Below are 14,877 nucleotides of genomic sequence, written 5' to 3' on the forward strand. Positions count from 1 at the left end.
CAGGCGAAATGTCTCTTCGACGTATCATGGTCACCGCGGTGCGCAATTTGCACCCGGTGACACTCTCACCGTCCCCCCGCATCAACATCCTTTACGGCGCCAACGGCAGCGGCAAAACCAGCGTGCTTGAGGCCGTGCACCTGCTCGGGCTGGCGCGCTCGTTCCGCAGCACCCGCCTGAACCCGGTTATCCAGTATGAACAACCGGCCTGTACCGTGTTCGGTGAAGTGCAATTGGCCGAGGGTGGCAGCAGTAACCTGGGGGTATCCCGGGAGCGGCAGGGAGAATTCACTATTCGCATCGATGGGCAGAATGCGCGGAGTGCGGCACAACTGGCTGAGTTGCTACCGCTTCAGCTCATCAATCCGGACAGTTTCCGCTTGTTGGAAGGCGCTCCGAAAATACGCCGCCAGTTTCTGGATTGGGGAGTGTTCCACGTGGAACCTCGTTTTCTGCCAGCCTGGCAACGGCTACAGAAGGCACTGCGGCAGCGGAACTCATGGTTGCGGCATGGTACACTTGACCCAGCTTCGCAAGCCGCCTGGGACCGGGAATTGTGCCTGGCCAGTGCGGAAATAGATGAATACCGTCGCAACTACATCAAGGCCTTGAAGCCCGTCTTCGAGCGAACCCTGAGCGAACTGGTCGAGCTGGACGGGTTGACCCTTAGCTACTACCGAGGCTGGGACAAGGACCGGGAACTGCAAGAAGTACTTGGTTCCTCTCTCCTTCGCGATCAGCAGATGGGCCACACCCAGGCCGGTCCGCAGCGTGCTGATCTGCGTCTTCGTCTGGCTGCCAACAACGCAGCCGACATCCTGTCGCGTGGTCAGCAAAAGCTGGTGGTGTGCGCATTGCGCATTGCCCAAGGCCATCTCGTTAGTCAGGCTCGCCGCGGTCACTGTATTTATCTCGTGGATGACTTGCCGTCCGAACTGGACGACCAGCATCGCCGCGCGCTGTGTCGCTTGCTTGAAGAATTACGCTGCCAGGTGTTCATCACCTGTGTAGATCACGAATTACTGAGGGAAGGCTGGCAGACGGAAACGCCAGTTGCTTTGTTCCACGTGGAACAAGGCCGTATCACCCAGACCCACGACCATCGGGAGTGAATGCATGAGCGAAAATCAAACGTACGACTCCTCCAGCATCAAAGTGCTGAAAGGTTTGGATGCCGTGCGCAAGCGCCCCGGCATGTACATTGGCGACACCGATGATGGTAGCGGCCTGCACCACATGGTCTTCGAGGTGGTCGACAACTCGATCGACGAAGCCCTCGCCGGTCACTGCGATGACATCACCGTCATCATCCACCCGGACGAGTCCATCAGTGTGCGCGACAACGGTCGCGGCATTCCGGTCGACGTGCATAAAGAAGAAGGCGTTTCCGCAGCAGAGGTCATCATGACTGTGCTGCACGCTGGCGGTAAGTTCGACGACAACTCCTACAAGGTATCCGGCGGGCTGCACGGCGTAGGTGTCTCTGTTGTAAACGCCCTGTCAGAAAAACTGGTACTGACCGTTCGCCGTAGCGGCAAAATCTGGGAACAGACCTACGTTCACGGTGTTCCACAGGCGCCGATGGCGGTTGTCGGTGACAGCGAAACCACCGGTACCCACATCCACTTCAAGCCTTCGGCTGAAACCTTCAAGAACATTCACTTCAGCTGGGACATCCTGGCCAAGCGTATCCGAGAGCTGTCGTTCCTCAACTCCGGCGTTGGCATTCTGCTGAAGGATGAACGTAGTGGTAAGGAAGAGTTCTTCAAGTACGAAGGCGGCCTGCGCGCGTTCGTCGAATACCTGAACACCAACAAGACCCCGGTCAACTCCCAGGTATTCCACTTCAACGTCCAGCGTGACGATGGCGTGGGTGTTGAAGTCGCCCTGCAGTGGAACGACAGCTTCAACGAAAACCTGTTGTGTTTCACCAACAACATTCCGCAGCGTGATGGCGGTACTCACTTGGTGGGCTTCCGTTCCTCGTTGACCCGTAGCCTGAACAGCTACATCGAACAGGAAGGCCTGGCCAAGAAGAACAAAGTGGCGACCACTGGCGACGACGCCCGCGAAGGCCTGACCGCGATTATCTCGGTGAAAGTACCGGACCCTAAGTTCAGCTCGCAGACCAAGGACAAGCTGGTCTCCTCGGAGGTGAAAACCGCCGTGGAGCAGGAGATGAACAAGTACTTCGCCGACTTCCTGCTGGAGAACCCGAACGAGGCCAAGGCCGTCGTTGGCAAGATGATCGACGCTGCCCGAGCCCGTGAAGCGGCACGTAAAGCTCGTGAAATGACTCGCCGTAAAGGCGCGCTGGATATTGCCGGCCTGCCAGGAAAACTGGCCGACTGCCAGGAAAAGGACCCTGCCCTTTCCGAACTGTACCTGGTGGAGGGCGACTCCGCGGGTGGCTCGGCGAAGCAAGGCCGCAACCGTCGTACCCAGGCAATCCTGCCGTTGAAGGGTAAAATCCTCAACGTCGAGAAAGCGCGCTTCGACAAGATGATCTCTTCCCAGGAAGTGGGCACGCTGATCACTGCACTGGGCTGCGGTATCGGCCGTGAAGAGTACAACATCGACAAGCTGCGTTATCACAACATCATCATCATGACCGATGCTGACGTTGACGGTTCGCACATCCGTACCCTGCTGCTGACCTTCTTCTTCCGGCAGCTGCCGGAGCTGGTCGAGCGCGGCTACATCTACATTGCCCAGCCACCGCTGTACAAGGTGAAGAAAGGCAAGCAGGAGCAGTACATCAAGGACGACGAGGCCATGGAAGAGTACATGACCCAGTCGGCCCTGGAAGATGCCAGCCTGCACCTGGACGAATCGGCACCAGCGGTTTCCGGCGTGCAGCTGGAAGCATTGGTGAATGAATTCCGTAGTGTCATGAAGACCCTCAAGCGTCTGTCGCGCTTGTATCCAGAAGAGCTGACCGAGCATTTCATCTACCTGCCGGAGGTGAGCCTGGAACAGCTGGGTGACCACGCTGTGATGCAAGCCTGGCTGGCCCAGTTCCAGGAACGTCTGAACAACAGCCAGAAGTCCGGCCTGGTTTATAAAGCCAGCCTGCGCGAAGACAAAGAACGCAACGTATGGTTGCCAGAAGTGGAGATCACTTCCCATGGCCTGGCCAGCTACGTCACCTTCAACCGGGACTTCTTCGGCAGCAATGACTACCGTACCGTAGTCAACATTGGTGCCAAGCTGTCCAGCTTGTTGGGCGAAGGTGCTTACGTACAGCGCGGTGAGCGCCGCAAGGCAATCGTCGAGTTCAAGGAAGGCCTGGATTGGTTGATGAACGAGACCACCAAGCGGCACACCATCCAGCGATACAAAGGGTTGGGTGAGATGAACCCGGACCAGCTGTGGGAAACCACCATGGACCCGACCGTCCGCCGTATGCTCAAGGTCACTATTGAGGATGCGATCGCTGCCGACCAGATCTTCAACACCCTGATGGGTGATGCGGTCGAGCCGCGTCGTGACTTCATCGAAAGCAACGCGCTGTCGGTATCGAACCTAGACTTCTGATTCGCCTAGATCTATAGGCACTAAAAAGCCCGCGAAAGCGGGCTTTTTAGTGCCTATAGAAATCAGTAACCGCTGAGGACGTTGACGATCACACCACTGGCAATAGCAACCAGCACATAGTCTCCATTCACATACAACCAGCGGTGATCACGGGGTGGCGCATACAGGTGGCGTGCTTTCCAGTCGGTCACCCAGTAACGGTCGCCACGGTAATGCGGGTCAACCACATGACCGCGATGCCACTGTTGATGCGGAACAGGCATGTCCGGTTGGGGGCGGAAGTTCGGATCGCGGTAGGCGGGACCGTGGTCATTGTCATGGCGGCCTTGGTGCTGCGGCTGCCCATGCGGTGGGTTGCCCTGGTGCGATGGACCGCCATCATGCCGGTCAGGTGGTCCTGGCTGCGCGAAACTGGCCAAAGGGGCGCTGAGCATGAGCGCGGCGCAGATCACGGTCAGGGTTTTCTTCATTTTGCGGTCCTCTGGATGTTGATGCCTGGCGAGAGCTGACGGGCTGCCAGGTTCGGTTAACTAATCAGACCACAATCATTCCCGCTTAATGTCAGGACAGAGGTAAAGGTCCGGTAAAGGTCTGAGGAGGCGCGGTGCATGGCACCGGCTTTGCCGGTGTTCGCGGGTGAACCCGCTCCCACAGGATGTGTGTTGCCGTCGGGTATACGCGGGCCCTTCTAGACCGCGTTAACCGAACGCCTCAATTCAGGCCAAGCTCCTTCAACCGGCGATATAGGGTTCGCTCGCTCAGGCCAAGGTGACGGGCCAGTTCACTGCGCGAGCCCTTGAACTGTTCCAGTGCCTGCGCCAGCTCACCCAGGTGATTGCGCCGGCCACCAGTCTTGATCGCCCCCGCTGGTCCAATATCCTCCGGCAAATGCTCGGGCCGGATCAGCCCGTCATCGGCAAACAAGCGCGCCCTTTCCAGAATGTTGCGCAGTTCGCGAATGTTGCCCGGGAATGGATGCAACCCAAGCTGCTGCAAGGCATCGTCGCTCAGCCTGGGTGTCGGCTTGCCTGCCATGCGTTGCAGCAGGCTCTGGGCGAGCAAGGGAAGGTCTTCTACCCGCTCGCGCAATGCCGGCAGACGGATCGGGAAGCCGCTGATGCGGTAGTACAGGTCTTCGCGGAAGGTACCGTCCGCGACCATTTGCCTGAGGGGTTTATGGGTTGCCGACACCAGGCGAAAATCCGAATGCACCGTGCGCAGGCTACCCACCGGGCGGAAGCTGCCGGACTCGATCAGGCGCAGCAGCTTCACCTGCATCGCCAGCGGTACCTCCCCAATTTCATCGAGGAACAGGGTGCCGCCATGCGCCGCTTCAGCCAGGCCGATCTTGCGCTGGTTGGCGCCAGTGAACGCACCCTTCTCGTAGCCGAACAACTCGCTCTCGAACAGCGACTCGGTCAGGCCGGTACAGTCGACCACCACCAACGGGCCGTTAGCCCTCGGGCTTCCCATATGCAGCGCACGGGCGAACAGTTCCTTGCCAGTACCTGACTCACCCTGTAGCAACACCGGGATCTGCGCCGGTGCCGCACGTTGCAGGCTGGCCAGGGCCGCCTTGAACGCTGGCGCCCGGCCGACCAGCCCCTGTTCCTGAGGCTGCGCCGAAGCGAGGGTAATGCTGGTCAGGCGCTCGACAAAGGCCACCACCCTGCCCTGTTCATCCAGGATCGGCCGCAGCTCGACATCCACATGCTCGGGGCCGCGTGGCGTGTGATGAATGTGCAACACCCGCTCCGGAACCTTGCTTTGCCACGCTTTGCGCATCGGGCAATGCTCGCCGGCCTGGTCGCAAGGCACGGCGTAGTGGTGCGAGACCTTGTGGCATTTCTCACCGAGCGGCGCTTGCTCATGGCGACCAAACTGGCGGCGATAGGCAGCGTTTGCCGCCAGGATGTTGTAGTCGGTATCCAGCACGATGGTTGGCAGGGCATCGTGCTCAAGATAGGAAACCAAAGCTAGGATGAGGGGATGGGCTTCAGGCATGACGGCACCGATTGGATGACCGGCGCAGGGTAACAAGGACTGCCAAACACTGCCATTGGCTGACAGTCGACTGCCATCTGCGCTGTCACTGTCGTCGGCAACTGAGAGCAACGGGCCGGTTTCATTGGCCCAGGCGCAGGAAAATGCCTGGCATGCATCTTGATAAACCTCCTGGCACTGCCTACGCGCGTACAAGGCTGGGCGGATAAATTGGAGAACGCGATGATCATCGGCAACAACCTGCACGTGGACGCCTTTTACGACAAGGCGACCTCGACCATCAGCTACCTGGTCATGGACTGCGAAACCCGCAAATGCGCATTGATCGACAGTGTGCTGGATTACGACCCCAAGTCCGGGTGCACTTGCACGGCATCGGCGGACCGCCTGGTCCAGCGCGTGACCGAGCTTGAAGCCAGCGTGCAGTGGGTGCTGGAAACCCATGTGCATGCAGACCATCTTTCGGCAGCGGCCTATTTGAAGGAAAAGCTCGGCGGCCATACCGCCATCGGCGCGCACATCACCCAGGTACAGAAAGTGTTTGGTGCCTTGTTCAACGCCGAACCTGGCTTCGCCCGCGATGGCAGCCAGTTCGATGTGCTGTTCGAGGACGAGGAAGGTTTCCGCATTGGCAATCTGCATGCCCGCGCGTTGCACACCCCGGGGCACACGCCTGCGTGCATGAGCTTCATGATCGAGGACGCCGGCGAGACAGCGGTGTTCGTCGGCGACACCCTGTTCATGCCCGACTACGGTACCGCCCGTTGCGACTTCCCAGGGGCCGATGCCCGCACCTTGTACCGCTCGATCCGTCGCCTGTTGGCCTTCCCCGACCAGACCCGGCTCTTCATGTGCCACGACTACCTGCCGGGTGGCCGTGACATGCAGTACGTCACCACCGTGGCCGAGCAGCGCGCCAACAATATTCATATCCACCAGGGCATCGATGAGGACAGCTTCGTCGCCATGCGTGAAGCTCGCGACAAGACCCTCGAGATGCCCGTGCTGATCCTGCCTTCGGTGCAGGTAAACATGCGCAGCGGCCAGTTCCCCGCGCCGGAAGATAACGGTGTGAGCTACCTGAAGATTCCGCTGAACAAGCTGTGACCGCCCTGCCCCATAACCAGATTTACAGGATTTACCGCCATGCCTGCCTTGTTGTCCCCCGCCAATACCGACCACCACAAAGTGGTCATCGTCGGTGCTGGCGCCGCCGGAATCGCCACCGCTTCCAGCCTGATCAGCCGTGACCCGTCGCTGGACGTTACCTTGATCGACCCCGCCGACGTGCATTACTACCAGCCCGGCTGGACCATGGTCGGTGCGGGTGTGTTCAAGGCGCCAAGCACTGCTCGCACCATGGCCTCGACCATTCCGCGCGGCGTGCGCTGGATAAAGGCACGGGTGCAGAGGTTCGACCCGCTGGGCCAACTGGTCCTGCTCGAGGGCGGCCGCGCCATCAGTTATGAACAGCTGGTGGTCTGCCCGGGCCTCAAGCTGGATTGGGCAGCCATAGATGGCCTCAGCGAGACCTTGGGCCGCAACGGCGTCACCTCCAACTACCGCTACGATCTGGCACCCTACACCTGGGATCTGGTGCAGCAGCTCAAGCAAGGCCGAGCCCTGTTTTGCCAGCCGCCCATGCCGATCAAGTGCGCAGGCGCGCCGCAGAAGGCGTTGTACCTGTCTTGCGACCACTGGCTGCGGCACGGTCATCTGGGGGCTGTGAAAGCCAGCTTCTTCAATGCTGGCGCAGTGTTGTTCGGAGTGGCGGACTACGTGCCTGCACTGATGAAGTACATCGACAAGTACGCCGTGGACCTCAATTTTTCCCACCGCCTGGTCGCCGTGGACGGCCCGAACAAGCGCGCCACCTTCGTGCGCACCTTGGCCGATGGCAGCAGCGAAAGCCGTATCGAGGCCTTCGACATGCTGCACGTGGTACCGCCGCAGGTGGCACCGGACTTCATTCGTGAAAGTCCGCTGGCCGATTGCGCCGGCTGGGTCGATGTCGACCCGCACACCCTGCGCCATCGCCACTTCACCAATGTCCATGCCCTTGGGGACGTGATCAACACCAGCAATGCCAAGACCGCCGCCGCTGCACGCAAGCAGGCTCCGGTCGTGGCCAACAACGTGCTGGTGGCCCTGGGAAGGTTGCCTACCCTCGCACAGTACGATGGTTATGGCTCGTGCCCGCTCACCGTCGAGCGCGGCAAGATCGTCCTGGCTGAATTCACCTATGGCGGCAAGCTGGCTCCAAGTTTCCCCAACTGGTTGCTGGATGGTCGCAAGCCGACACGTCTGGCCTGGTTGCTCAAGGCGCAGGTGCTGCCACCCCTGTACTGGAAAGGCATGCTCAAGGGCCGCGAGTGGCTGGCACGGCCACAGCCATTGGAAGCCGAGGGTCGGCAGTGATCGAACATCAATTACTGGGAGCGGGTCTGGGCGCGCTCATCGGTGCCGTGCTGGCGTTGACCGGTGCCGGCGGTGGCATTCTCGCAGTGCCTTTGCTGGTGTTCGGCCTGGGGTTGTCGATGGTCGAGGCAGCACCGGTCGGCCTGCTGGCAGTAGGCATGGCGGCGGCGGTGGGAGCAATGCTGGGCTTGCGGCAGGGCCTGGTGCGCTACCGGGCAGCGCTGTTCATCGCATTGATCGGTGTGGCAGCGGCGCCATTCGGGCTGATGCTGGCGCACCGCTTGCCGAACACGCCACTGCAGTTGGTGTTCGCTGTGGTGTTGGTGTATGCCTGCCTGCGTATCTGGCGCAAAGCGGCCAAGGAACTGCGCGGCGAAGCCAATGATGCCCATCGCTACATCGAACCCTGCGTGCTCAACCCGCTGCAGGGCCGTTTGCGCTGGACCCTGCCGTGTGCGCGCGCCCTGGCCTTCACGGGCGCATTGTCCGGGCTGCTGTCCGGCCTGCTCGGCGTGGGCGGTGGCTTTGTCATCATTCCGGCCCTTAACCGCTACACCAACCTGCGGATGGCCAGCATCGTCTCCACCTCGCTGGCGGTGATCGCGCTGGTGTCCACAGGCAGCGTGGTCAGCGCCAGCCTGGCAGGGGTCATGCACTGGCAGGTTGGCGCCCCGTTCGCTGTCGGCGCAGTGCTTGGTCTGCTGCTGGCGCGGCCGTTGGCGAACAGGCTGGCCGGGCCGCGCTTGCAGCAGATGTTTGCCGTGGCCGGTTGGGCCGCGGCTCTGCTGCTGGCCGGCAAGGCGCTATTGGGCTAGCAGCTCGCTCTGTTCCGCCGCGCACAGCGCCAGCAGGTAGTCCCACACCACCCGCAGTCGCACCGACTTGTGCAGTTCGCGGCGGGTGCAGATCCAGTAGCTGCGCTGGATGGTTTCGCCAGGTAGCACGCGCACTAGCGTCGGGTCGTGGCGGGCCATGTAGTTGGGTAGCACGGCGATGCCCAGCCCGGCGCGGGCGGCGGTTTGCTGGGCGATCACGCTGGTGCTGCGAAACACTACGCTGGGGGCCCGGCAGAAACTGTTGAGAAACAGCAGCTCCTGGCTGAACAGCAAGTCGTCGACATAACCAATCCAGCTGTGCCGGGCCAGGTCCTCGCGGTTGCGCAGCGGGGGCGCACGGTCCAGGTAGTCCTGGCTGGCATACAGGGCCAGGCGGTAGTCGGTGAGCTTGCGGGTGATCAGCAGGTCGGCGCTGGGCCGTTCCAGGTGGATGCTGATCTCTGCCTCTCGGTTGAGGATGCTGACGAAGCGCGGTACCGCCACCAGTTCCACTTCCAGGCCGGGGTAACGCTCGAACAGCGCATTCATGCGCGGGGTGAAGAACATGATGCCGATGCCTTCGGTCACCCCCAGGCGAATCTTGCCGAGCGGCGTGATGGCTTGGGTGATTTCTTCCTGTGCCAGCAGGGCGACGTTTTCCATGGCTTCTGCGTGCTTGAGAAGAGCTTGGCCCGAGGGCGTCAGTTCATAGCCCTGGGCATGCTGCACGAACAGTGCGGTACCCAGGCTTTGCTCGATGCTCTCGATGTGCCGGGCAACGGTGCTGTGAGTGGTGTTGAGGCGCTTGGCGGCGGTAAGCAGGCGCCCGCTGCGCTGCAACTCGAGGAAAAAACGCAGATCGTTCCAGTCGAACATGCTGATCCTTTTTGGCAGTTCGTTCCGGCCTCTTCGCGGACACGCCCGCGAAGAGGCCGTTACAGACTTGCCACTGTGCTAAAACGCACAGCGGCTGCGCGAAATCTCGTGTTTCCTCCACGAAATTACTCACTAAGATGGATCGGGACAAGAATAATAATCAGGCCCGAGGTTGCACATGCCATCAGCCGATTCTGTCTTCGACTACGTGGTCGTGGGGGCCGGGCCCGCCGGTTGCCTGCTGGCCAATCGTTTGTCCGCCGACCCTTCCTGCCGCGTGCTGCTGCTGGAGGCGGGTGGCCGCGACAACTATCCCTGGATCCATATCCCCGTCGGTTACCTCTATTGCATCGGCAACCCACGCACCGATTGGTGCTTCAAGACCGAGGCGCAGCCCGGCCTGGGCGGTCGCGCGCTGGGCTATCCACGCGGCAAGGTTTTGGGTGGCTGCTCCTCGATCAACGGCATGATCTACATGCGCGGCCAGGCCGCCGACTACGACCTTTGGGCCGAGCAAGGCAACGACGGCTGGGCCTGGAAGGACGTGCTGCCGCTGTTCAAGGCCAGCGAAAGCCACTTTGCCGGCGCCAGCGAGCACCACGGTGGTGATGGCGAATGGCGGGTCGAGCGACAGCGCTACAGCTGGCCGATCCTCGATGCCTTCCGTGATGCCGCCGAGCAGAGCGGCATCGGCAAGGTCGATGACTTCAATACCGGCGACAACCAGGGGTGTGGATATTTCCAGGTCAACCAGCGCAGCGGTGTGCGCTGGAACGCTTCCAAGGCTTTCCTGCGGCCGATCAAGGACCGCCCAAACCTCACCGTGCTGACTGGCGTTCAGGTTGACCAGGTGCTGCTCAACAACACCCGTGCGCGGGCGGTAAAGGCATTCTGGCAGGGTGCCTGGCACGAGTTTGCGGCACGTCGCGAGATCATCCTCTGCGCGGGCGCTGTGGGCTCTCCCGGTATCCTGCAACGCTCCGGCATCGGTCCACGGCAGCTACTGGAAAGTCTGGGTATTGGCGTGCGTCATGACATGCCAGGCGTTGGCGGCAACCTGCAGGATCACCTGCAGCTGCGCCTGATCTACCAGATCCGCAATACCCGTACCCTGAACCAGATGGCCAACAGCCTGTGGGGCAAGATGGGCATGGGCTTGCGCTACCTCTATGATCGCAGTGGCCCGCTGGCCATGGCGCCGAGTCAGTTGGGCGCATTCGTGCGTTCAAGCTCGGAGCAGGCCACCGCCAACCTGCAGTACCACGTGCAGCCGCTGTCACTTGAGCGCTTCGGCGAGCCGCTGCACAGGTTCCCGGCCTTTACCGCCTCGGTATGCAACCTGCGCCCGGCCAGCCGCGGGCGTATCGATATCCGCAGCAGCGACATGAACAGCACTCCGCTGATCGACCCCAACTATCTCAGCGACCCCCAGGACCTACGCATCGCCGCCGACTCCATTCGCCTTACCCGACGTATCGTCCAGGCCCCTGCCCTCGCTGCGTTCGACCCGAAGGAATACCTGCCGGGCCCAGCCCTGCAAACCGAAGAAGAGCTGTTCGAAGCCGCCGGCAAGATCGGCACCACCATCTTCCACCCGGTAGGCACCTGCCGCATGGGCAATGGCGAACTGGACGTTGTGGATAACCAGTTGCGCGTACACGGCATCCCTGGCCTGCGCGTGGCGGACGCATCGATCATGCCGCAGATCACCTCTGGCAATACCTGTTCACCCACCCTGATGATCGCCGAGAAGGCGGCGCAACTGATCCTCAAAGGAGCTGCGACCCAGACCTATCTGAACGAAGACGCGATACCGACGCCCTGAACGAGGGTGCGTGCAGTACCGGCAGCTGGCGGTTAGAAGCTGCCGACAGTGGAACAACAAGAATAATCACTGTGGCCTGCGGGCCGAGGACAGCAACGATGTCGGATTACATCCAAGAGCAGGGTGCGGCGGCCAGCAGCTCCAACCGTCGTGAAGAACGCAAGATCATTTTCGCGTCATCCCTCGGGACAGTTTTCGAGTGGTATGACTTTTTTCTCTATGGGGCGCTGGCAGCGGTCATCAGCAAGCAGTTCTTCGCTGGCGTGAACGACACCACTGCCTTCATCTTTGCCCTCATGGCCTTTGCCGCTGGCTTCCTGGTGCGGCCGTTTGGTGCGCTGGTGTTCGGCCGCCTGGGCGACATGATCGGGCGCAAGTACACTTTTCTGGTCACTATCGTGCTGATGGGCCTATCCACCTTTGCGGTGGGGCTGTTGCCCACCTATGCCAGCATTGGCATCGCGGCACCGATCATCCTGGTGGTCCTGCGCATGCTGCAAGGGCTGGCGCTGGGCGGTGAATACGGCGGTGCGGCCACCTATGTTGCCGAGCATGCGCCACCCGGCAAACGCGGCTTCCACACTGGTTTCATCCAGTCCACCGCTACCCTCGGTCTGTTGTTGTCGCTGGTGGTGGTGCTGGGCAGCCGTTATATAAGCGGCGACCAATTCGAAACCTGGGGCTGGCGCCTGCCGTTCCTGCTGTCGATCGTGCTGCTGGCGATTTCTACCTGGATCCGCATGAGCATGCATGAGTCGCCGGCGTTCGTGAAAATGAAGGCCCAAGGCAAGGTCAGCAAGTCGCCGATCCGGGAGTCGTTCACTTCCTGGCCGAACCTGAAAGTGGTGCTCACCGCGCTGTTCAGCATCAACGCCGGGCAGGCCGTGACCTTTTACACGGCGCAATTCTATGTGCTGTTCTTCATGACCCAGATGCTGAAGATGGACCCGGCGCAGGCCAACACCCTGCTGATCATCAGCGTGGTGATTGGTGCGCCGTTCTTCGTGTTCTTTGGCTGGTTGTCCGACCGTATTGGTCGCAAGCCGATCCTGATGCTCGGCCTGCTGCTGGCCACGGTGCTTTATTTCCCGATGTTCAAAGCGCTGAGCCACTACGCCAACCCACAGATCGACGCGGCCAGCCGCCAGGCGCCGATCGTGGTCACTGCCGACCCGCAAGGCTGCACCTTCCAGTTCGACCCGGTGGGCAAGGCGCGTTTCGACAGCCCGTGCGACAGGGTCAAGACCTTCCTGGTCAAGCAGGGCCTGCCTTACAGCTCGGTCGATGTGGCCGGCAGCGATGTAGTGGTGAACATCGGCGACAAGACCATCAACGGCTTCGACGAAGCGGCCATGCGTGCGGCGGTGGAACAGGCTGGCTACCCGGCCAAGGCCGACCCTGGGCAGGTCAATCAAGTGATGGTGGTGGTGTTGATCGTGGCGATGATACTGATCGCGACCATGACCTATGGCCCGCTGGCGGCGGTGATGGTCGAGCTGTTCCCGACTCGTATCCGCTACACCTCGATGTCACTGCCCTATCACATTGGCAACGGCTGGTTCGGTGGCTTTCTGCCAACGGTGTCGTTCGCACTGGTGGTGTATACCGGGGATATCTTCTACGGGCTGTGGTACCCGGTGCTGGTGACCGGGGTCAGCCTGGTGGTGGGGATCTTCTGCCTGAAAGAAACCAAGGATGTGGATATCGACAAGATCTGACGGTTGGCACGGGCTTCTTGTAGGAGCGGCCTTGTGTCGCGAAAGGGCCGCAAAGCGGCCCGGGGGCATCAGCAGTGATGCACAAATTGCTGGGGCTGCCTTGCAGCCCTTTCGCGACACAAGGCCGCTCCTACACCGATCACCAACACCCGCATGAGCCCATAAAAAAACCGGCTGTAAAAGCCGGTTTTCTTATGCCCAGAAAAAACTTATGCACGATTTTCAGAAAAATGTCATACGCAGAAATAAACAGCTAATTCAAAGAGTTAGCGATCACTTCAGGGTTTAATCCAAAAACAGTTCACAAGTTATCCACAGATGATCAAGCCATCTGCTCCTGGGGCTTTTCCTCTGCCGGCGGCAGCGAACCCATGGCCCGCTGGGTCGCTTCGTTCCACGCCGCGGCGCGGTCGTTGAGCTCGGCGATGGCCCGTGGTCCGGTGCCGTTGGCGTACATCGGTTCGCCAATCACCACCTCGATCGTGCCAGCGCGCTTGCCCCAGCCGGTCTTCGGCCAGAACTTGCCGGCATTATGGGCAATCGGCAGCACCGGCAGCCCGGCATTCACTGCTAGCGCGGTACCGCCACGCGAGAACTTGCCCATGGTGCCGAATGGCACGCGGGTGCCTTCCGGGAAGATCAGCACCCAGGTCTTCTGCTTGAGCAGCTCGTCACCCTTGCTGGCTACCTGGCGCAGGGCTTCCTTGGGGTTATCGCGGTTGATTGCGATAGGCCGCAGCATGGCCATGGCCCAACCGAAGAACGGCACGTACAGCAACTCGCGCTTGAGCACCTGGCTCAGCGGCGAGAAATACTGGGAAATGAAGAACGTCTCCCAGGTGCTCTGGTGGTTGGACAGAATCACGCAAGGTTCAGCAGGCACGTTCTCGGCGCCAGTGATCCTGTAGTCGATACCCAGGATGGTGCGCACCAGGAACAACGCGCAACGGCACCAGTACACGTTGATGAACTTGTAGCGCTTGGGGAATGACAGGAAAGGCGCGACGAAGAAGCTCAGCGAGCACCACAGCAGCGAACTGGTGCCCAGTAGCAGGTAAAAAAGAAAGATTCTGATCGCCTGCAGGATCGACATAGTGGCTTGTACCATTGCGGGGCATGCCCGCCTGAGAAAAACGCGCCCGAAGGCGCACTGTTTAAATTAGTTCTCTGGCGATAGCTGCCAGATCGTCGAAAATCAGTGTAGTTTCCGGGACGCCTTTTTCCAGGGTCCGCTCGCCCTTGCCGGTTTTCACCAGCACGGGTTGTGCACCGACGGCCAGGGCGGCCTCCAGGTCACCTTTGCTGTCACCAACGAACCAGACGCCTTCCAGGTCGACCTGGTAATGCTCGGCAATCGCTCGCAGCATGCCAGGCTTGGGCTTGCGGCAATCGCAGCCTTCGTCCGGCCCGTGCGGGCAATACACGATGTGGCCCACCTCGCCACCCTGCTCGGCCACCAGCGCGCGCAGGCGCGCGTGCATGGCCTCGAGGGTGGCCAGCGCATAGTAGCCACGGGCAATGCCGGACTGGTTGGTGGCTACGGCCACCGTCCAGCCCGCCTTGCTCAACTGCGCGATCGCTTCGACCGAGCCAGGGATCGGCACCCACTCGTCCAGCGTCTTGATGTAGGCGTCGGAGTCATGGTTGATTACTCCGTCACGGTCGAGAATCAGCAGTTTCAAGG

The 14,877-nt window shown here is 60.9% G+C and carries 12 protein-coding genes; 7 read left to right on the plus strand and 5 right to left on the minus strand.

Annotated elements, in window-relative coordinates:
• The first annotated feature begins 8 nt into the window (after nt 1-8).
• Together recF and gyrB are read left to right on the plus strand one after the other, a co-directional pair.
• A complete protein-coding gene (gene recF / locus V3314_RS03715; protein WP_046615323.1) occupies nt 9-1,112 on the plus strand; it encodes a DNA replication/repair protein RecF in 1,104 nt (367 codons plus the stop codon).
• Between the two features lie 4 nt (nt 1,113-1,116).
• Entirely contained in the window at nt 1,117-3,537 is a 2,421-nt protein-coding gene (gyrB, locus tag V3314_RS03720; protein WP_046615322.1) for a DNA topoisomerase (ATP-hydrolyzing) subunit B, read from the plus strand.
• Nucleotides 3,538-3,599: 62 nt separating this feature from the next.
• On the opposite strand, the gene V3314_RS03725 is transcribed toward gyrB, so the two are convergent.
• Both V3314_RS03725 and V3314_RS03730 read right to left on the minus strand, forming a co-directional pair.
• Nucleotides 3,600-4,007 (minus strand): RcnB family protein, encoded by a 408-nt coding sequence (locus tag V3314_RS03725; RefSeq protein WP_046615321.1) that lies wholly within the window; start codon nt 4,005-4,007, stop codon nt 3,600-3,602.
• Between the two features lie 241 nt (nt 4,008-4,248).
• Nucleotides 4,249-5,541: a sigma-54-dependent Fis family transcriptional regulator gene (locus V3314_RS03730; RefSeq protein WP_046615320.1), complete on the minus strand. Its 1,293-nt coding sequence runs from the start codon at nt 5,539-5,541 to the stop codon at nt 4,249-4,251.
• 222 nt (nt 5,542-5,763) lie between these two features.
• On the opposite strand from V3314_RS03730, the gene V3314_RS03735 reads away from it, so the two are divergent.
• The 3 genes from V3314_RS03735 to V3314_RS03745 are packed head-to-tail and all read left to right on the plus strand — an operon-like array spanning nt 5,764 to nt 8,774.
• Nucleotides 5,764-6,648 carry an MBL fold metallo-hydrolase gene (locus V3314_RS03735; protein ID WP_085601061.1) on the plus strand — a complete coding sequence of 295 codons (885 nt, stop codon included), beginning with the start codon at nt 5,764-5,766 and terminating at the stop codon, nt 6,646-6,648.
• 39 nt (nt 6,649-6,687) lie between these two features.
• On the plus strand, nt 6,688-7,959 hold the full coding sequence (locus V3314_RS03740; RefSeq protein WP_338459931.1) for an FAD/NAD(P)-binding oxidoreductase: 1,272 nt from the start codon (nt 6,688-6,690) through the stop codon (nt 7,957-7,959).
• Nucleotides 7,956-8,774, plus strand: coding sequence for a sulfite exporter TauE/SafE family protein (locus tag V3314_RS03745; RefSeq protein WP_085601060.1), 819 nt, complete (start codon nt 7,956-7,958; stop codon nt 8,772-8,774). Before V3314_RS03740 ends, V3314_RS03745 begins: the two co-directional genes overlap by 4 nt.
• Here the strand turns inward: V3314_RS03745 and V3314_RS03750 are convergent.
• Complete coding sequence (locus V3314_RS03750) at nt 8,763-9,650, minus strand: LysR family transcriptional regulator (RefSeq protein ID WP_046615316.1); 888 nt, start codon at nt 9,648-9,650, stop codon at nt 8,763-8,765. The two genes, V3314_RS03745 and V3314_RS03750, sit on opposite strands and share 12 nt — an antisense overlap.
• Before the next feature lie 178 nt (nt 9,651-9,828).
• Here V3314_RS03750 and V3314_RS03755 point away from each other — a divergent pair, with 178 nt between their 5' ends.
• Both V3314_RS03755 and V3314_RS03760 read left to right on the plus strand, forming a co-directional pair.
• Nucleotides 9,829-11,475 carry a GMC family oxidoreductase N-terminal domain-containing protein gene (locus V3314_RS03755; RefSeq protein WP_338459932.1) on the plus strand — a complete coding sequence of 549 codons (1,647 nt, stop codon included), beginning with the start codon at nt 9,829-9,831 and terminating at the stop codon, nt 11,473-11,475.
• A 98-nt stretch (nt 11,476-11,573) separates the two neighbouring features.
• Nucleotides 11,574-13,193, plus strand: a complete 1,620-nt coding sequence (locus V3314_RS03760) for an MFS transporter (protein WP_108480419.1) — start codon at nt 11,574-11,576, stop codon at nt 13,191-13,193.
• Nucleotides 13,194-13,515: 322 nt separating this feature from the next.
• Here the strand turns inward: V3314_RS03760 and V3314_RS03765 are convergent, their stop codons facing one another.
• Complete coding sequence (locus V3314_RS03765; RefSeq protein ID WP_046615313.1) at nt 13,516-14,301, minus strand: lysophospholipid acyltransferase family protein; 786 nt, start codon at nt 14,299-14,301, stop codon at nt 13,516-13,518.
• 46 nt (nt 14,302-14,347) lie between these two features.
• Entirely contained in the window at nt 14,348-14,875 is a 528-nt protein-coding gene (gmhB, locus tag V3314_RS03770) for a D-glycero-beta-D-manno-heptose 1,7-bisphosphate 7-phosphatase (protein WP_046615312.1), read from the minus strand.
• Nucleotides 14,876-14,877: the final 2 nt, after the last annotated feature.

It is taken from the genome of Pseudomonas sp. TE3-3-F2023 (assembly GCF_036784815.1).
GTDB classification, from domain to species: Bacteria; Pseudomonadota; Gammaproteobacteria; order Pseudomonadales; family Pseudomonadaceae; genus Aquipseudomonas; species Aquipseudomonas pudica.